This is a genomic window from Streptomyces angustmyceticus, from assembly GCF_019933235.1.
Classification (GTDB): domain Bacteria; phylum Actinomycetota; class Actinomycetes; order Streptomycetales; family Streptomycetaceae; genus Streptomyces; species Streptomyces angustmyceticus.
This window is the reverse complement of the sequence record NZ_CP082945.1, coordinates 1,766,129-1,784,121: the sequence shown is the minus strand read 5'-3', so window position 1 is coordinate 1,784,121 and position 17,993 is coordinate 1,766,129. Positions and strand designations below refer to the sequence as shown.

The window sequence follows — 17,993 nt, the reverse complement described above, 5'->3', positions numbered from 1 at the left end:
CGCTCGGCAACGGGGTTCGCGGGCCCGGATTCCGGACCCCTCGATGACCTTCGACAGGGCCCGCCACCAGGCACGACGCCCTCGGCGGGGAGGACGGGCGCCCTGGGGCACGCCGCGCGGCGCGCACCGCGGCACGTCGCGGCGGCCGCACCGGCGAGGAAATCGGTCATGACGCCGAGGAGGGCCGTCGCCGCCGTACGGACCGCCTCCCGGCCGGGACCCCCGGCGTCCCAGAGCGGCCGCTCCCTCACCCCCGGGTCCCCTCCAGGGCCCGGTACACCGCCCGGACCAGGCCGCGGCTGCGCGGATCGTCGCCCGTCGTGCCCCCGCCGTACTTGTTCATGGTGTACGCGAACGACAGCCGGTTCTCCGGATCGGCGAAGGCGAACGAGCCGCCCGCGCCCCCGTGCCCGAACGCCCCCGGATTCGGGCCCGCCTGGCCCTGGTGGTTGAGCATGTAGCCCAGGCCCCAGCGGTGTTCGCGGCCCGCCGGGGCGAGCGCGTCCATGGTCAGATCGCGCTCGCCCGGCAGGCTCTGCGACCGGCGCATCGCCTCCAGGGTGGCGGGCCCGACGAGCCGGCCGCCCGCCAGCGCGCCGTACACGGTCGCCAGCCCGCGGGCGCCGGCGTGGGCGTTGCCCGCCGGGATCTCCGCCGACCGGTAGGCGGCGCTGTTGACATCGCCGGTGGGGATGGACGTCAGCGCCAGCATCACCACGGCCAGCGGATGGTCGGACAGCGCACGGAACGGCGGCCGGGGCACGCCGCCGGGGAACTGCGCCGCGAGCCGCGCCTCGTCCAGCTGCCCGACCATGTCCGCGCAGCGGGCGTGCTCCTCGGCGGGGGTGCCGATGAACACCCCGGCGCCCAGCGGCCCGGTGATCTCGCCGCGCAGGAACGTGCCGAGGGACTGCCCGGTGATCCGCCGTACCACCTCGCCCACCAGGTAGCCGAACGTCACCGCGTGGTAGCCCTGCGCGGTGCCCGGCTCCCACCACGGCGCGGCCGCCGCCAGGGACGCGCACACCCCGTCCCAGTCGTAGGCGCACCCGGCGGGGAGCGGCTCACGGGGCGCGATCAGGCCGGCGCGGTGGCTGAGCAGCCAGCGCACGGGTATGTCCCGCTTGCCGGCCTGCCCGAACTCGGGCCAGTACCGCGCCACCGGCGCGTCGAGGTCCAACTCGCCGCGGTCCACGAGGAGATGCGCGCACAGTGCGGTCATCCCCTTGGACGTCGAATAGACGTTGACGAGGGTGTCGCGCTCCCAGGCGCGGGTCCCGGCGGCGTCCGCATGGCCGCCCCACAGGTCGACCACCGTCTCGCCGTCCAGGGTCACCGCCACCGCCGCGCCGATGTCGCCGTGCTCGCGGAAGTTCCGCTCGAACGCTTCCCGTACGCCGGCGAAGCCCGGTGCGCAGCGGCCGTGGACGGTGGCTGGTCCCATGGGTGACTCTCCTCGCGTCGTCCGTGTCCGGTCGTCCCCGTACTTCCGTACCCCCGTACGCGCGTACGGGGTCCCGTTCCGGATGATCCGTCCGGGCCGCGGCCCGTGGCAATCACGGGGCCCGGACGGCTCAGCGGCGCGTGTCCGGATTCCGCCCCGGCGGATGATCACCGGCCGGACCGGTTCGCCGTTCGCCGTTCGCCGAGGAGTTCACCCGAGTGCCCGAAGGGGGCCCGGTCTTCGCGGCCGGCCGCACCCGGCCGGGCCGCGGGCCGCCCCGGCGGGCCACCGGCTCCGGGGTGCGGCCGCGCCCCTTCACCCCCTGCGTGCGGACTCCGGTCGCACACACCGGTCGGCCGGGCGAGCCTGGAAGCGTTCGGCTCCCGGAGAACGGCCAGGAAGGTCCCACAGTGAACAGCGCGAAACCGGCAGGCACGCAGCACGTATCGGCCGAGGTGGTGGTGGAGCTGGAGAGCTGCGCGACGCAGGACGCGCATGCCGTCTTCAGCGCGCTGCGCACCTCGTTCAGCTCCGACCGGGCCGCGGACGACGTCCCCGAGGAGGTCTCAGGGCCGGGCTCGACCGTGTGGACCTCGACGTTCGACGTGAGCGACCTCAAGTCGGCGGCCGAGCCCCGCCGGCTGAGCGCCCCCGTCCTGGTCAGCCTCCAGGGCGGCTACTGGGCCGTCGACCAGCTGTGCAAGGGCCTGGAATCCGCGTTCACGGTGCACGTCCTCGGCACGGCCGCCGGCGACCAGGAGAAGGAGGTCGAGCTCCGGCTGGAGTCCCGATGATCTGTTGCGGAACCCGCCGCACGGGGTCACCATGACAAATGACCCATACGTGATAAATGCTCACTCTTCGTGATTCGGGGTTCGTTGGTCCAACGAGGTGAAGGGCGTGAGCCTCGCGGTGAGGAGCCACGACATGACACTTCCCAGCGACCGGCACTACACGGTCGAACTGCATGCTTCGGCGGAGCGTGTGCCGCAGATCCGGCGAATCCTCGCCGCGCACCTGCGGTACTGGGATCTCGAACTGCATATCCCGCCCGTGTGCCGGGGAGTGGCGGAACTCCTGACCAACGTCCACCGCCATATCGGCCCGGACGCCAAGTGCGTCGTCGAACTCCGCTGGAGCGGCCGCCACCTCACCGCGTCCGTCGCCGACGAGGGCCCGCGACTGCCGAAGCTGCGCTCCGCCGCCGGTGGCGGGCTCGCCACGGTGGCGGCACTGAGCGACAGTTGGGGCACCTGCGGCACGCCGGACGGCAAGGTCATCTGGTTCACCCGCCGGGTCGAGGCGACCCGCAGGACCCGGCTGACCAGCCGCACCCCGCTGCGCAGCGTGCCCGACGCGAAGGGCCAGCCGGCGGTGCCTCCGGCGGTTCCGGCCGAGCCGCTCGCCGAGCCCGTCCCCGAAGCCGCCGCTGCCACCGCGGCCGCGGCCGCCCCGGCGCCGTCCTCCACGGACGCGCTGGTCTGACGGCGTTCGTCTGACGCGGTGCGTCCGACGGCGCTCGTCCGACGCCTTCCGGCCCGCGCTCGTCCCACGCTTTCGCCCCGGGCCCGTCGAGGACACCTCGGCGGGCCCTCGCGCATGACCCCGTCCGGCCGCGCCGCCGTGCCGGCCGCCGTCCGGCCCCTGGTGTCCGGCCGCCGCTCACCGTAGCCTGGCCCCCGCGCCGTTGCCCGTCGGCGGTGTGCCGTGCGCTCGCTCCGGGCCGCGGCCCGCCGCGCGTCGCCCGGGTCGCTTCGCCCTGCCGTGACGCCGTCCCGCTGCCGGGCATCCGGCTGCCCGCGCCCGTATCCCGGCCGCCGCCCGGCCCGCCTGCGCCGCCGGCCGGGCCCGCCGCCGGGATTCTCGTGTGCCCCTCCTGGCCTGGGAGTTCGCCGTGCGTACGGCGATACGTCACACCTGCGACACCCCCCCTTCCCCGCGCCTCGTTCCTCTTGGAACACTCTGCTGACGGTTTCCTCACGACCGTGCACCACCGCACAGCAAACACTCCCTGTATCGCGCATACCCCCACACGACATGAGGTCCCCAAAGTCATGCCTGAACTGAATCGGCGGCGTTTCCTCCAGATCGCCGGTGCCACCGCGGGTGTCTCGGCCCTGTCGAGCAGCATCGCCCGTGCCGCGGCCATCCCCGCCAAGCGACGCTCCGGCTCCATCAAGGACATCGAGCATGTGGTCGTCCTGATGCAGGAGAACCGTTCCTTCGATCACTACTTCGGCTCGATGAAGGGCGTCCGCGGCTTCGGCGACCCGCGCCCGCTCATCCTGGACAACGGGAAGTCCGTCTGGCACCAGCCCGACGGCTCCTCGGAGGTCCTGCCCTACCACCCGGACGCCGAGAACCTCGGTATGCAGTTCATCGAGGGCCTCGACCACGAGTGGGCGGGCGGTCACAAGGCCCGCAACGACGGCAAGTACGACAACTGGATAGCCGCCAAGACCTCCGGGACGATGGCGCACCTGACGCGCAAGGACATTCCGTTCCACTACGCGCTCGCCGACGCGTTCACCATCTGCGACTCGTACCACTGCTCGTTCCTCGGGGCCACCGACCCCAACCGCTACTACATGTACACGGGGCACGTCGGCAACGACGGTAAGGGCGGCGGCCCCGTCCTCGGCAACGAGGAGGCGGGCTACAGCTGGACGACGTACCCGGAGCGGCTGGAGAAGGCCGGGATCTCCTGGAAGTTCTACCAGGACATCGGCGACGGTCTGGACGCGGACGGCAAGTGGGGCTGGATCGAGGACGCCTACCGCGGCAACTACGGCGACAACTCGCTGCTCTTCTTCAACCAGTACCGCGACGCCAAGCCCGGCGACCCGCTCTACGACAAGGCCCGCACCGGCACTAACGCCAAGAAGGGCGACGGCTACTTCGACCGGCTCAGGGCCGACGTGAAGGCCGACAAGCTCCCGCAGGTCTCCTGGGTGGCCGCCCCCGAGGCGTTCTCCGAGCACCCCAACTGGCCCGCGAACTACGGCGCCTGGTACGTCTCCCAGGTGCTGGACGCGCTCACCTCCAACCCCGAGGTGTGGAGCAAGACCGCCCTGCTCGTCACCTACGACGAGAACGACGGCTACTTCGACCACGTCCTGCCGCCCTTCCCGCCGGCCTCCGCCGACCAGGGCAAGTCGACCGTGGACACCTCGCTCGACTACTTCGGCGGCAACGCCAAGTACGCCGCCGGCCCCTACGGCCTCGGCCAGCGCGTCCCGATGATCGTGGTCTCCCCCTGGAGCACCGGCGGCTACGTCTGCTCCGAGGTCTTCGACCACACCTCCATCATCCGCTTCATCGAGCGCCGCTTCGGGGTGCACGAGCCCAACATCTCGCCGTGGCGCCGGGCCATCTGCGGCGACCTGACCTCGGCCTTCGACTTCAGTCTGGAGAACACCAAGCCGGCCGCGCTCCCGGCCACCGACGGCTTCCGGCCGCCGGACAACGAGCGGCACGACAGCTATGTGCCCAAGCCGCCGGCCAACCCCGTCCTGCCCAAGCAGGAGGCGGGCTCCCGGCCGTCCCGTCCGCTGCCGTACGCGCCGCTCGTCGACGGTGCCGCCACCCCCTCCAGCGGGCGCTACACCCTCACCTTCAGCGGCGGCGACAAGGCCGGCGTCTGCTTCACCGTCACCGGCGGCAACCGCACCGACGGCCCCTGGACGTACACCACGGAGGCCGGCAAGAAGATCTCCGACACCTGGAACACCCAGTACTCCAAGGGCACTTACGACCTGACGGTGTACGGCCCGAACGGCTTCCTGCGCTCCTTCAAGGGCGACGGCAAGAAGGCCGGACCCGAGGTGACCGCCCGCCACGACGCGCGGACCGGCCGCATCGCGCTCACCCTGACCAACCACGGCAGCACCGACTGCCACCTCACCGTCACCCACGCCTACGGCGGGGCGAGCGAGACCTACCCCGTCCGTGCCGGCGCCACCGTCACCCGGCAGATCGACCTGCGCGCCAGCAAGCGCTGGTACGACCTGTCGGTGGTCTCCGACACCGACCGCACCTTCCTGCGCCGGTTCGCCGGCCATGTGGAGAACGGTGAGCCGGGTGTGAGCGACCCGGCGCTCATCACGGGCTGAGCCGGGCGGACGGCGCACGCCGTCCCTCCGCCTCCTCCGGTACGGGGCACCCGCGGTCCGGCGGGTGCCCCGCACTGCGTTCCCGGGACACGGGCGGGGCCGGCACCGCCACGGGCGCCGGCCCCGCCCGCCGTCAGGAAGCCGGGTCCGGCACGCTCGCGCGGACCTCGTGGGCCGCGGCGACCAGGTTCTGCAGGGCGGCCCGTACCTCCGGCCAGCCGCGGGTCTTCAGGCCGCAGTCCGGGTTGACCCACAGCCGCTCGGCCGGAATGGCGTCAAGGCCCTTGCGCAGCAGGGCGGTTGCCTCCGCCACGCCCGGTACGCGCGGCGAGTGGATGTCGTACACGCCGGGCCCCACCTCGCGCGGGTAGCCGGCCGTGGCGAGCTCCGCGGCCGCCTGCATGTGGGAGCGGGCCGCCTCCAGGCTGATGACATCGGCGTCGAGGTCGTCGATGGCCGCCAGGATGTCGCCGAACTCCGCGTAGCACATGTGTGTGTGGATCTGGGTGTCCGGGCGGACCCCGGCGGTCGTCAGGCGGAACGCCTCGGTGGCCCAGGCCAGGTACGCCGCCCGCGCCGCGGTCCGCAGCGGCAGCGTCTCGCGCAGCGCCGGCTCGTCGACCTGGATCACCGAACTCCCGGCCGCCTCCAGGTCGTCGACCTCGTCGCGCAGGGCGAGCGCCACCTGCCGCGCGGTCTCGGCCCGCGGCTGGTCGTCGCGGACGAAGGACCAGGCGAGCATGGTGACCGGGCCGGTGAGCATGCCCTTGACCGGCCGGTCGGTGAGCGACTGGGCGTACGTCGTCCAGCGGACCGTCATCGGCTCGGGGCGGGAGACGTCCCCGGCCAGGACCGGCGGGCGGACATAGCGGGTGCCGTACGACTGGACCCAGCCGTGCCGGGTGGCGAGGTAGCCGGTGAGCCGCTCGGCGAAGTACTGGACCATGTCGTTGCGTTCCGGCTCGCCGTGCACCAGCACATCGATACCGGCCTTCTCCTGGAAGGCCAGCACCTCCCGGATCTCGGCCGCGATGCGCTCCTCGTACCCCGCGGCGTCGATCCGCCCGGCCCGCAGGTCGGCGCGGGCGGTGCGCAGTTCGGCGGTCTGCGGGAACGAGCCGATGGTGGTGGTCGGCAGCAGCGGCAGCCCGAGGTGCGCGCGCTGGGCCGCGGCCCGCTCGGCGTACGGCTGCGAGCGGCGGCCGTCGGCGTCGGTGACGGCCGCGGCGCGGGCGCGCACCGCCGGGTCGTGGGTGAGCGCCGAACCGGCCCGGGACGCCAGGTCGGCGCGGTTGGCGACGAGTTCGGCCGCGATGGCGCCGGTGCCCTGCGCCAGCCCGCGCGCCAGGGTCACGATCTCCGCGGTCTTCTGCCGGGCGAAGGCCAGCCAGCGGGCGATCTGCGGGTCGATGTCGCGCTCGGCGGCGGCGTCCAGCGGGACGTGCAGCAGCGAGCAGGACGACGCCACATCGACCCGGTCGGCCAGGCCGAGGAGCGTCCCCAGGGTGGCCAGCGACTTCTCGTGGTCGTTGATCCAGACATTGCGGCCGTCCACGACACCGGCCACCAGCCGCTTGCCGGGCAGCCCGCCGACCGCCGCCAGATCCCCCAGATTGCCGGCCGCGGCACCGGTGAAGTCCAGCGCCAGCCCCTCGACGGGGGCCTTGGCCAGCACCGGCAGCGCCTCGCCCAGCCGGTCGAAGTACGAGGCGACCAGCAGCCGGGGGCGGTCCGGGAGCGTGCCGAGGTCGCGGTAGGCGCGGGCGGCGGCGTTCAGGACGGCGGGGGAGCGGTCCTGCACCAGGGCCGGTTCGTCCAGCTGCACCCAGTCGGCGCCGGCCGCCCGGAGGTCGGCGAGCACCTCGGCGTAGACGGGCAGCAGCCGGTCGAGCAGCGTCAGCGGATCGAAGCCGGCCGCGACACCGGGCGCCGGCTTGGCCAGCAGCAGGTAGGTGACCGGCCCGACGAGGACCGGGCGGGCGGCCGCACCGAGCGCGAGCGCCTCGGCCAGCTCACCGACCTGCTGGGCGGAGTCCGCGGCGAAGACCGTATCGGGTCCCAACTCCGGCACCAGGTAGTGGTAGTTGGTGTCGAACCACTTGGTCATCTCCAGCGGCGCCACGTCCTGGGTGCCGCGGGCCATCGCGAAGTACCCGTCGAGGGGGTCGGCGGCCACCGCGTCGCGGTGTCGGGCCGGGACGGCGCCGACCATCACGCTGGTGTCCAGGACGTGGTCGTAGTACGAGAAGTCGCCGGTCGGCACCTCGTGGACGCCGGCCCCGACGAGCTGCCGCCAGGTGTCGCGGCGCAGTTCGGCGGCGGTGGCGCGCAGGGCGTCGGCGCCGACCCCGCCCTGCCAGTAGCCCTCGATGGCCTTCTTCAGTTCACGGTTCGGCCCCTGGCGGGGGTAGCCGTGCACGGTGGCGCGTGCGGCCGCGGCCGCGGACGTGCTGGTCACGGAACTCTCCTTCGCGAGTATGTCTCCATGGACCCCGGGACGGGCCGAGGGCGCGAAGGAACGGCAAACCGGACGGACCCGGCGCCTGCGAGGCCGGAGATACCCGTCCGATGTCCGCCGACCCGCCCTCGAGGTCACCGAGATCTCCCCGCGCGGTCGCGCGGGGGCACTGGCAGGTCTTCGGACTCATGGGCACATCCGCCAAGGGCGGACACCTACTGGCCGTCGCTTCCCAGACCCGGCCGGGCCCAGTGCGTATGACGGCGGTCGTTCCCACTCACCGCTGCGGGGCAGTCCCGGATTCCCACCGGGTTCCCTCTTGCGACGCGCCTGCCTGGCGGGCAGGGCGAACCAGTTGCTCCGCCCACACTAACCCCCGCCGTCAACGCCCCGCCCGGCCCGATCCCCCCACCCGGCCGGACCCGGACGCCGCCGGGCCGCGCCTTGCGCTGGAGTGCGCTCCAGCTCCTAGCGTGAGCGCACCACCGGAGAGCTGCGCCGATCGAAGGGAACCACATGCGTTACACACTGTTCGGCAGGACCGGCCTGCGGGTGAGCGAGCTGAGCCTGGGCGCCATGACCATCGGCGACGACTGGGGCTGGGGCGCCGGCAAGGACACCAGCGGCCGCATCCTGAACGCCTACGCGGAGGCGGGCGGCAACTTCCTCGACACCGCCAACATCTACACCGACGGCACCTCGGAGCGGATCCTCGGGGAGCTGCTCGAAGGCCGCCGGGACAGCTTCGTGCTGGCGACGAAGTACACCTGCGCCACCCGCAAGGGCGAGGTGAACGCGGCGGGCAACCACCGCAAGAACCTGGTCCGGTCGGTGGAGGAGAGCCTCGGCCGGCTGCGCACCGACCACCTCGATGTGCTGTGGGTGCACGCACGGGACAACTTCACGCCCGTGGAGGAGGTGATGCGGGCGCTGGACGACGTGGTGCGGTCGGGAAAGGTGCTCTACGTCGGGGTGTCCGACTGGCCGGCCTGGGAGATCGCGCAGGCCAACACCCTCGCCGAGCTGCGCGGCTGGACCGCGTTCGCGGGCTCGCAGTTGCGCTACAACCTGCTGGAGCGGACGCCGGAGCGCGAACTGCTGCCGCAGGCCCGCGCCTTCGACCTGGCCGTGCTGGCCTGGGCGCCGCTCGCGGCCGGCCGGCTCACCGGCAAGTACCGCCGCGGCGAGCCGGGCCGGCGCGACGTCGTGGGCGAGGAGAACCAGCGCGACCACAACGCGGAGGAGACCGTCACCGCGGTGCTGGAGGTCGCCGAGCAGGGCGGCTGGAGCCCGGCGCAGGTGGCGCTGGCCTGGCTGCGCAGCCGGCCCGGCAACATCATCCCGATCATCGCCGCCACCAAGGAGAGCCAGCTCCGCGACAACCTCGCCGCCGTGGACGTCACGCTCGACGCCGACGCACTGGCACGGCTCGACCGGTGCAGCGCGGTACCGCTGGGCTTCCCGCACGACTTCCTGCGGGAGCCGGGCATCACCGAGACCGTCTACGGCGACCGGTGGGACCGGATCGAGGACCGCCGCTCCACCTACCGCCGCACGGCGAACGAGATCCGCTGACGGGCAACGGCTGCCGCGGCGCACGGCCCGGCGCGCGTCGCATACGCCCCGGCCGGTTCCCAGCCGCCCACTACGCCGAACGCCGCCGCCCGGATGGCCGGGCGGCGGCGTCTGCGGTCTATTGAGGGGGTGCGCACCGGCACGACCCACCGGTACACGAAGGCCACGCTCACCGTCCGCTGACCCGGCCACCGCCACGCACCGAGAGGCTTGGAGGAGCCGTGGCACCAGACCACTCGGCCCCGCGGCGGGGGCGGCCCGGCCGGATCGTCCGCGATGCCGCACGGCTGCTGGCGGCGGCCGGACTGGCCCTTGACGCCTTCGTCCACGCCCGGCTCGCCGGCCGGTACGACGCGGTCACGGCGACCATCGGCCAGGGCATGCTCTTCCGCGTCGAGGCCGCGCTCGCCGCGCTCGCCGCCCTGTTCGTGCTGGTCTGGCGGCGGCCGGCCGGCGACACCTTCGCCTGGCTCGTCGCGACCGGCGGATTCGCGCTGCTGCTCCTGTACACCTACGTGGACTTCGGCGCGCCCGGCCCGCTGCCGGACATGTACGAACCGCACTGGAGCGCCGACAAGAAGCTCGCGGCCCTGGGCCAGGCCGTCGCCTTCCTGGCCACCGGCTTCCTGCTGCTCACCCGCACCCGCGGCCCCCGCAGGGACCGCAGGTGACGGGCGGCCGCCCGGTCAGTGCCCCAGCGCGCTGCGCTGCTGCCACTGCTGCCAGTTCTCCTGCCAGACCTCCAGGCCGTTGCCGACGTCGGTCTTGTTGGTGTTGGTGGTGCCCTTCACCTCGACCGTGGAGCCGATCGACAGGAAGTCGTAGACCTTCTTGGCGTCCGAGGTGGACATGCCGAAACAGCCGTGGCTGTTGTTGACCACGCCGAGCGACTTGTTCCACGGCGCGGAGTGCAGGAAGGTCCCGGACGCGGTGAGGTGCGTGACCCACTTGGAGTCCAGCATCCATTCGCTGCCGTGGCCGATGGTGGCGGAGTCCATGGTCTCGGCCGCGTTCTTGCTGCGCACGGTGTGCACACCGCCGCGGGTCGGGTCCTGCGGGGAGCCCGCGGAACCGGTGATGGTGCCGACGCTCCTGCCGTTCTCGTACATGGTCAGCTGGTGCGCGGGCACGTCGATGACGGCCTTGTGGTCGGCGCCGATGCGGAAGCCGAAGTTGTAGTCGCGGGCGAACCAGCCGCCGTCGTCACCGGAGTCGATCCCGGACAGGGCGCCCTTGACGGAGACCTTGGTGCCGGTGGGCCAGTAGTCCTTGGGGCGCCAGTCGATGCGGTCCTTGCCGGAGTAGTCCTTGACCCAGCCCCACGCACCCTCGACCTTCGGCTGGGTGGTGACCTTCAGGGCCTTCTCGATCTCCGCGCGCGAGTCCTTGGCCACCGGGTGGTCGAAGAGGATCGAGATCGGCATTCCGGTGCCCACGGTCTGCCCGCCGCCGGGCGTGTTGGTGAGCTTGTTGACCTTGTCGGCCCGCTCCGTGGTGAACTTCGAGGTGGCCGACGACTCCTTGCCCTTCGACGACTTCGTCTTGGTCCGCACGGTGTACGTCGTCTGCGGCCTGACCTTGCCGTCCGACTTCCATGACACCCCGTCACCGGCGAGCCGTCCGGCGACCTTGCCGCCCTTGTCGTCCTCGACCTCGACGGAGGTGAGCTTGCCGCCGTCGGCCCGCACGGATATCTCCGAGCCGAGCTTGGCCGAGGTGGTGCCGGCGGCCGGGGTGACGGTCACCTTCGCCGCGGGCTCGTCCGCCTTCGGCCCGTCAGCGCCCGGGCCGCACGCGGTCAGCAGCGTGCCCGCCGCTATCAGGGCGGGTATCAACCGGGTGGGGTGGCGGCGTGGTCCGGCGTACACGGGGGTTCCCTCCAGAGCAGAACGACTGACAGTGGCGGGGCACGGCCCCCGTACGGGGGTGACCGTCGTGGGCTGTCCGTGCATCCGCCACGTACAGGCAGAGGGGTTGTCCGCGTCCGCGGTTGTCCGGAGCGGCGGTGTATTAGGACACAGTTCGATATCGGGGGCCACAGCGGAGCAAAGCGGCGCCGGAGGGCCGCGGCGCAGCGGCGGGCCGGCCCCTCGGCGCACCGGCCGGACGGGCGAGGGGCGGACGGCCGGCTGCGGCTTGCCCCGCCCGGGTGGCTCCGCGGCGTCCGCGAGCGGGGGGCCGCGCCGGTGTCTACGGTGGTGCGTGCACGCCGCGTACGCGGGAGACGTACCGGAACCGCCGCCGAGCGGTATCCGTACCGGCTCCGGGCGGGGCGGCACAGGGCGGCCGGCGCCGTGCCGGGCAGCGCACGGCGGCCACCCGCGTCCTTCCAGGCGGACCGCCGGTACGCGGTCCCGTGACCGGCAGGAGAGAACGTGAGCCAGCTGCGAGGCCCCGCGTCGGCCGGTTCGCCGGGCCCGGTACGCCGCCGTGGCGCACCGCCCGCCCTGCGGGCCTGGGCGGAGGCCCTCGGCGCGGCCGTGGCGGGCGTCGTCACCATGCTCGTGGTCGCCGTGCTCGGCCTGTGGGCGGCGGGCGCCGCGGACCTGCCCGGCGGGGCGTTCCCCTCCGTGGTCGCGGCCACCGTACTGGTCGCGGCCGGCGGCTCGGTCGGCCTCTTCGGCGACATCGGCGGCCTGGCACAGGCCGGTGCCGCCCTGGATGTCGTACCGCTGTCGGTCACGCTCGCCGGAGCGCTGGTGACCGCCGTCCTCTTCCTGCGGCCGCTGCGCCACCGCGCGGTGGCCGGTACCAAGGAACTGCTCGCCCGGATCGCCCGAACGGCCGTGTGCTGGCTGGTGCTTCTGCTGCTGCTCACGTTCGCCGCCCGGCACAGCTTCCGGATTTCCGTGGGCAACGACCTCGCCGACCGGCTCGGCGCCGAACTGGGCGCCACCCCCACCGTCGGCTTCCGCGCCGATGTGCCCGCCACGCTCGGGGTCGCACTGGTGTGGGTGCTGGCGCTGCTCGTCCTGGCCTTCGCGGTCTCGCGCCGGGCCCCGCTCTCCCCGCAACTGCTGCGCTTCCAGGACTCGGTGCGGCCGCCCGCCTTCGCGATGCTGCTGACGCTGCTCGTCTACGTCGCGATCGGGCTGGTCATCGGCATCGTCGAGCTGATCACCAAGGACCGCCCGGCCGACACCTTCGCCGCCCTGTTCCTCGGACTGCCCAACCTCACCTGGATGGCGCTGGGCATCGGCACCGGCGGCGCGTGGGCGGGGCATGTCGACAAGGCCATCGGACTGCCCCTGCCGCACGTCCTCGACCAGATCCTCCGCACCCACGGGCAGCAGACCCTCGATCTCGGCTCGCTGTCCGAGCACGACGGCCGGGCGTGGATCCTGGTGCCGGTGGCGGCCGTGGTGCTGCTCGTCGCCGCCTTCACCGCGGCGGTCCGCTCCCCGGCCCGGCGGCCGGCCTGGCGGCACGCCGTCGAGATGGCCGTCGCCCTGGCGCTCACCCTGCTCGTCGTCGGCCTGCTCACCCGCATCTCCGCCCACTACGGGCTCTCCCTGATCGGCGTCGGCGACCTCGGCGGCGACCTGGGCGGCCGGGTCACCCTGGAGCCCCAACTCCTCCGGCTCGTGGGCGTCGGCCTCGCCTGGGGAGTGGCCACCGGCTACCTCGGCAGCCTCCCGGCGCGACGGGTACGCCATCCGGGCGAGGTGGGACGGGAGTAGCGGTGCGGCGGGCACGGTGACGCGCCGCCTGGAGCGGTACGGCGAACGACACGGCAGGCGTCGCCCCCGGGGCCCCGCCGACCCCGCCCTCACCCCGCCGCGGTCTTCCCGCCCTCCTCCGGCCCGGTCCCGTAGTTCCGCACCTCCTCGGTGAGGCGCTGCAGGAGGGCACGGACGCCGGAGAGGTCCTCCTCGGGGAGCTTCGGGGCGATGACCCGGTGGGCGGCCTCCGCGCGGGCGGTGATCCTGCGCAGGGTGGTGTGCCCTTCGGACGTCAGGGCCAGCAGCGGGGAGGTGCGGTGGTCCGGGTTGGGCAGGAACTCCGCCAGGTCCGCGTCCGTCAGGTCGTTGGCCACGCGCTGGACCCCTTGCCGGGCGATGCCGAGGCGCCGGGCCGCCTGCGGCACCGTGAGCGCCTCCTCCGACACCGCGCTCATCAACTGCCAACGGGCCTGGGTCTGCCCCTCGGCAGCGGCGAACGCCTCCCCCGAACGCCGCAGCGCCCCCGCCGCCTCGAACACGTCCGCCACCAGCAGAGCCAACTCGTCGGACATCGTCGCTCCCGCCCTCTCTCCGGCATATGGCAACATGGCGCCATCTTGGCACTCTGTTGCCATGGTAACCGTGCCCCACCCGGGTCGCGGGAACCGCATCCCCGGAGCCTGAGGCCACCGCAGGCACCCGGCCGGCGATATCCGGCCGCCGCGGGAACCCTTTCTCCGTCCGGTTGCCCTCCCCGGCACGGTCGTTGGGCGAAAATGATCCTTTCCAGCGCGGGATGGCCGACGATGGTCGGACCACCGTGATCGAAAGTGCTGTGACGAGGGGGATGACATGCGCATCGAGGTTCGTGTCGAGTCGGCGGACGACGAATTGCGTTCGTTGCTCAACTGGCTTCGCAAGGACCCCGACCTCAGGCGTTCCGCCGTGGTGGAGCTGCGCGAGCAGCCCCCGCAGGAAGGCCGGATGGGGTCCGTGGCCGACATCGTGCAACTGGTCACCGACAACGGCTGGAACGCGGCGAACTTCGTGCTGGCGCTCGCCGCCTGGAAGCGGACCCGTCCGCGGGCCTCCCGCGTCACGGTCCGGCGCGACGACCTCGCCGACGCCCTGACCGACTGCAGCGACCAACAGATCGCCCGCATCATCCGCCTCCTGGAGGAGGAGCGGGGCGGGGGCGGAGAGGGCGCGGGGCGTTGAGCGTGCTGCCGGACCCCGGCGCCTCGGCGGCGGTGCTGATCGGGACGAGCACCTACGAGTTCCTCGTCGACCTCCCCGCCGTGGCCAACAACCTCAGCTCCCTGGCCGAGACGCTCCGCGGGCCCGCGTCCTGGAACCTCCGGCAGGACAACTGCACCGTCCTCGCCGATCCGGCCAGCGGTGAAGCCGTGATGGACGCCCTGCGGGACGCCGCCGCGACGACCCGGGACACCTTGCTCGTGTACTACGCGGGGCATGGGCTCGTCGACCCCGAAGGCGAACTCTACTTGGGGCTGCCCCGCTCCCGGCAGCAACGGGTCGAAACGGGGATCTCGTACAAGTGGGTGCGCAGTGCGCTTCTGGAGGGGATGGCGGAGCGCACCGTCGTCATCCTCGACTGCTGCTACAGCGGCCTCGCCCTCGGCATGATGGGATCCTCCGACCTGGCCGCTCAGGCCGACGTGGAAGGGACCTACCTGCTGGCGGCGGCCTCGGAGACCCGCCAGGCACTCGCCCCGCCCGGGGAGACGCACACGGCGTTCACGGGCGAACTGCTCGGCATCCTGGACCACGGCATCGCGGGCGGCCCCGAGAAGCTGGACCTCGACTCGGTCTTCCGGCAGTTGCGCACCGCTCTCACGGCCAAGGGCCGTCCGGTCCCTCAAGGGCGGGGACGCAACAGCAACGGGCGACTCGCGCTCGGCTGGAACGCGGCCTTCAGCCGGAGCCCCCTGGCGGCCGACGCGAGCGATGGCCGGGCCGAACTCCGCTCCTGGCCGGACCCCGAGGCCATCTGCACGGCCCAGGGCTTCCTGGAAGCGCTGGGGCAGGTGCGCATCGTGAGCGGACTCACCCACGCCGCCGTCAGCCTTCGTTCCGGCGGGGGGATCGCCGCCGGGACGGTCAGCGGCCTCCTCAACCGCAAGGACCTCCCGAAGACCTGGAAGACAACAGGCATCTATCTGGCCGCGTGCGGTGTCCCGGACGAGCGGGCCGACGGCTGGCGGCGTACCTGGGAGCGCCTTCGGGCACAGACGCCCGCCACCGGGGCCGCGAGTCCGGCCCTGGATCGCGGCAGGGACCGTGGTGGGCGTGCCGCGTCCGTATGGTCCCGAGTCGTTCGCCGCAGGGGCCGTGATTAGCGGTCCGGATCGGCCTTCTGGTGATGCGCCGTTCGCTGCGGGCCGGGTGTCGCCTTGCTGTCATCGCCCCCGAAGAGGGTGTTCCAGGTGGCGATCACCAGGAGCGCACCGACCACGAGCACCCACAGCGCGGGCGTCTTGGCCCGCCGGGAGCCGCTCGACGGCCGTACATAGTGCCCCGCCCGGTAGTAGCCCTTCCTGCTCTGCGCCACGGCGCCCCACCCCCGATTTCCGCTTCACTGCATGTCAGCAGTGCAGTGTGCCAGGGAAGCGGGCCCGTTCCCGGGCGTATCGGAAACACCGGCTTGATCTTGTCGGCAATTGGCGCTCAACGTGTGCCCGGTGTCCCTGTTCTCCGTCGCCCCGTCTCCCTTCCGGCCTCGCCGTGGGCATATCTCGCCGAGGCGGGGTAATTTCCCTCGCCAAAACGGGATTTCGGGACCTGATCCCCTTTTATGGGAGCGAACGCGACGGGTTACTCGCGAGAAATGGTGCAGGTCAACTAAGGTGAACCGCTCCGATCGGCCCACCCGCACATGCCAGTTGAATACCGGAATATGCGGCGCTGATCGAAGGAAGTCCTACCGAATCAGGACGCAAGTGCAGCGCAGGGCTACGTGGTGTCGGCGACACCGCCCGACGTCGGCTTTGTAAGACCCAGCCGGCCCGTCCGTCATCGGCACGCGACGGCGCCGGTTCCTTCTTATTCACCTACCTCCCGAAGGCAAGGCAGAGATGGCACGAGTCTCCCGACAAAACCCCGAGCAGGTCCACCCCGTCGACGAGGTGCTCCCCGTCGGCAAGCTCACCCTCTACGGATTCCAGCACGTCCTCGCGTTCTACGCGGGAGCGGTGATCGTCCCGATCGTCCTCGGGAACGCCCTGGATCTCTCCCATGAGGAGCTCGTCTATCTGATCAACGCGGACCTGCTGACCTGCGGTGTGGCCTCGATCATCCAGGCCCTCGGCGTCTGGAAGATCGGCGCCAGGCTGCCGCTGGTCCAGGGCGTCACCTTCACCGCGGTCTCGCCGATGATCGCGATCGGCATGGGCGCGGGCGGCGGGACCGCCGGACTGCTCGTCGTCTACGGCGCGGTGATCACCGCGGGCATAGCGACCTTCCTGTTCGCGCCGTTCTTCAGCAAGCTGGTGAAGTACTTCCCGCCGGTGGTCATCGGCACCGTCCTCACCATCATCGGCCTGACCCTCATCCCGCAGGGCCTCCAGGACGCGGCCGGCGGCGCCAAGCTGATCGGGCACCCCGGCTACGGCGACCTCAAGAACCTCGGCTACGCGCTGGGCACCCTGCTCTTCATCCTGCTCGTGGTCCGGCTCGGCAAGCCGTACCTGAGCAGCCTCGCCGTGCTGCTCGGCCTGGTCGTCGGCACCGCGGTCGCCTGGCTCCTCGGCGACGCGGACTTCGGCCCGGTGAAGGACGCCGACTGGTTCGGTGTCAGCACGCCCTTCCACTACGGCATGCCGAAGTTCGAGCTGTTCCCGATCATCGCCATGGTCGTCGTCATGCTGATCACCATGGTGGAGACCACCGGGGACGTCTACGCCATCGGGGAGATCACCCGCAAGAAGGTCGACAACGCCACGGTCGCCAACGCCCTGCGCGCCGACGGCGTCGCCACCGTCCTCGGCGGCGTGTTCAACTCCTTCCCGTACGTGGCCTTCGCCGAGAACATCGGCCTGGTGCGGATGTCGAAGATCATGAGCCGCTTCGTGGTGGTCGCGGCCGGCGGCTTCATGATCGTGCTGGGGCTGCTGCCGAAGGCGGGCAGCGTGGTGGCCGCGATTCCGCACCCGGTGCTCGGCGGCGCCGCGATCGCGATGTTCGGCATGGTCGCCGCGGTCGGCGTCCAGATCCTGGGCAAGGTGGACCTGCGCGAGGAGCGCAACGCCCTGATCCTGGCGGTCAGCCTCGCCGCGGCGCTGCTGCCCAACGCCGTCGCGCCGTTCTTCGAGCGGATGCCGGAGGACGTCCGGGCCGTCCTCAACAGCGGCATCACACTGGGCAGTCTCACCGCCGTCCTGCTGAACCTCTTCTTCAACGTCTTCACCCGCCGCAGCACGATGGAGATCGACTGGGACGAGATGGAGGACGACGAGCCGGCCGAGGCGCAGGGTCCCCTGGGCGCCCCCGAGCCGGCCGGCGCGCACGTCCCCGCGGAAACGTTCGCCCCGCAGGGCGTGCGCCCGCAGCCGGGCCGCTACGAGCCGCAGGGCCCGCACACCCACACCCAGCCGGGCCACTACGCGCCGCAGGCTCCGCACACCCCGCAGGGCCCGTCCGGTCCGCAGGGCCCGCAGGGCCCGAACTGGGGCGCCCCCGGCCACTGAGCCGCGGACGCCGAGCGGGCGGGGAGGGAACCTGAT

General features: G+C 72.5%; 14 protein-coding genes and 1 riboswitch. Of the genes, 9 read left to right on the top strand and 5 right to left on the bottom strand.

Annotated features, from left to right (window positions below):
- Positions 1-247: 247 nt before the first annotated feature.
- Entirely contained in the window at positions 248-1,444 is a 1,197-nt protein-coding gene (locus K7396_RS08305) for a serine hydrolase domain-containing protein (protein WP_086715734.1), read from the bottom strand.
- Positions 1,445-1,854: 410 nt separating this feature from the next.
- Between K7396_RS08305 and K7396_RS08300 the strand changes: the two genes are divergently transcribed.
- The 3 genes from K7396_RS08300 (at position 1,855) to K7396_RS08290 (ending at position 5,556) form a co-directional block, all read left to right on the top strand.
- The gene (locus tag K7396_RS08300; RefSeq protein ID WP_086715732.1) at positions 1,855-2,238 is read left to right on the top strand and encodes a hypothetical protein; all 384 of its coding nucleotides are present in this window, start codon (positions 1,855-1,857) and stop codon (positions 2,236-2,238) included.
- Between the two features lie 133 nt (positions 2,239-2,371).
- Positions 2,372-2,929, top strand: a complete 558-nt coding sequence (locus K7396_RS08295) for an ATP-binding protein (RefSeq protein WP_086715730.1) — start codon at positions 2,372-2,374, stop codon at positions 2,927-2,929.
- Between the two features lie 569 nt (positions 2,930-3,498).
- A complete protein-coding gene (locus K7396_RS08290) occupies positions 3,499-5,556 on the top strand; it encodes a phosphocholine-specific phospholipase C (protein WP_086715728.1) in 2,058 nt (685 codons plus the stop codon).
- Positions 5,557-5,689: 133 nt separating this feature from the next.
- Here K7396_RS08290 and metE read toward each other — a convergent pair whose 3' ends face one another.
- On the bottom strand, positions 5,690-8,014 hold the full coding sequence (gene metE / locus K7396_RS08285) for a 5-methyltetrahydropteroyltriglutamate--homocysteine S-methyltransferase (protein WP_086715726.1): 2,325 nt from the start codon (positions 8,012-8,014) through the stop codon (positions 5,690-5,692).
- Positions 8,015-8,168: 154 nt separating this feature from the next.
- A riboswitch (cobalamin riboswitch) is annotated at positions 8,169-8,385 on the bottom strand.
- 145 nt (positions 8,386-8,530) lie between these two features.
- Between metE and K7396_RS08280 the strand changes: the two genes are divergently transcribed.
- Entirely contained in the window at positions 8,531-9,589 is a 1,059-nt protein-coding gene (locus K7396_RS08280) for an aldo/keto reductase (RefSeq protein ID WP_086721752.1), read from the top strand.
- A 221-nt stretch (positions 9,590-9,810) separates the two neighbouring features.
- Entirely contained in the window at positions 9,811-10,260 is a 450-nt protein-coding gene (locus tag K7396_RS08275) for a hypothetical protein (protein ID WP_086721753.1), read from the top strand.
- Positions 10,261-10,275: 15 nt separating this feature from the next.
- Here the strand turns inward: K7396_RS08275 and K7396_RS08270 are convergent, their stop codons facing one another.
- A complete protein-coding gene (locus tag K7396_RS08270; RefSeq protein WP_223659778.1) occupies positions 10,276-11,457 on the bottom strand; it encodes a L,D-transpeptidase family protein in 1,182 nt (393 codons plus the stop codon).
- Between the two features lie 507 nt (positions 11,458-11,964).
- On the opposite strand from K7396_RS08270, the gene K7396_RS08265 reads away from it, so the two are divergent.
- Positions 11,965-13,269, top strand: coding sequence for a streptophobe family protein (locus K7396_RS08265; RefSeq protein WP_152104296.1), 1,305 nt, complete (start codon positions 11,965-11,967; stop codon positions 13,267-13,269).
- A gap of 89 nt (positions 13,270-13,358) precedes the next feature.
- Here the strand turns inward: K7396_RS08265 and K7396_RS08260 are convergent, their stop codons facing one another.
- Positions 13,359-13,823, bottom strand: a complete 465-nt coding sequence (locus K7396_RS08260) for a MarR family winged helix-turn-helix transcriptional regulator (protein WP_086721558.1) — start codon at positions 13,821-13,823, stop codon at positions 13,359-13,361.
- A 280-nt stretch (positions 13,824-14,103) separates the two neighbouring features.
- Here K7396_RS08260 and K7396_RS08255 point away from each other — a divergent pair, with 280 nt between their 5' ends.
- Together K7396_RS08255 and K7396_RS08250 are read left to right on the top strand one after the other, a co-directional pair.
- The gene (locus K7396_RS08255; protein ID WP_086721557.1) at positions 14,104-14,469 is read left to right on the top strand and encodes an effector-associated constant component EACC1; all 366 of its coding nucleotides are present in this window, start codon (positions 14,104-14,106) and stop codon (positions 14,467-14,469) included.
- Positions 14,470-14,471: 2 nt separating this feature from the next.
- Positions 14,472-15,611, top strand: coding sequence for a caspase family protein (locus K7396_RS08250; protein ID WP_223660370.1), 1,140 nt, complete (start codon positions 14,472-14,474; stop codon positions 15,609-15,611).
- On the opposite strand, the gene K7396_RS08245 is transcribed toward K7396_RS08250, so the two are convergent.
- On the bottom strand, positions 15,608-15,823 hold the full coding sequence (locus K7396_RS08245; RefSeq protein ID WP_086721555.1) for a hypothetical protein: 216 nt from the start codon (positions 15,821-15,823) through the stop codon (positions 15,608-15,610). The genes K7396_RS08250 and K7396_RS08245 overlap by 4 nt on opposite strands.
- A 523-nt stretch (positions 15,824-16,346) precedes the next feature.
- On the opposite strand from K7396_RS08245, the gene K7396_RS08240 reads away from it, so the two are divergent.
- Positions 16,347-17,957: a nucleobase:cation symporter-2 family protein gene (locus K7396_RS08240; RefSeq protein ID WP_152104297.1), complete on the top strand. Its 1,611-nt coding sequence runs from the start codon at positions 16,347-16,349 to the stop codon at positions 17,955-17,957.
- Positions 17,958-17,993: the final 36 nt, after the last annotated feature.

What these genes read in the sequence shown, in the direction of transcription:
- K7396_RS08280 (WP_086721752.1), top strand. Translation starts at nt 8,531, where the DNA reads ATGCGTTACACACTGTTCGGCAGGACCGGCCTGCGGGTGAGCGAGCTG.
- K7396_RS08295 (WP_086715730.1), top strand. Translation starts at nt 2,372, where the DNA reads ATGACACTTCCCAGCGACCGGCACTACACGGTCGAACTGCATGCTTCG.
- K7396_RS08260 (WP_086721558.1), bottom strand. Translation starts at nt 13,823, where the DNA reads ATGTCCGACGAGTTGGCTCTGCTGGTGGCGGACGTGTTCGAGGCGGCG.
- K7396_RS08255 (WP_086721557.1), top strand. Translation starts at nt 14,104, where the DNA reads ATGCGCATCGAGGTTCGTGTCGAGTCGGCGGACGACGAATTGCGTTCG.
- K7396_RS08240 (WP_152104297.1), top strand. Translation starts at nt 16,347, where the DNA reads ATGGCACGAGTCTCCCGACAAAACCCCGAGCAGGTCCACCCCGTCGAC.
- K7396_RS08290 (WP_086715728.1), top strand. Translation starts at nt 3,499, where the DNA reads ATGCCTGAACTGAATCGGCGGCGTTTCCTCCAGATCGCCGGTGCCACC.
- K7396_RS08305 (WP_086715734.1), bottom strand. Translation starts at nt 1,444, where the DNA reads ATGGGACCAGCCACCGTCCACGGCCGCTGCGCACCGGGCTTCGCCGGC.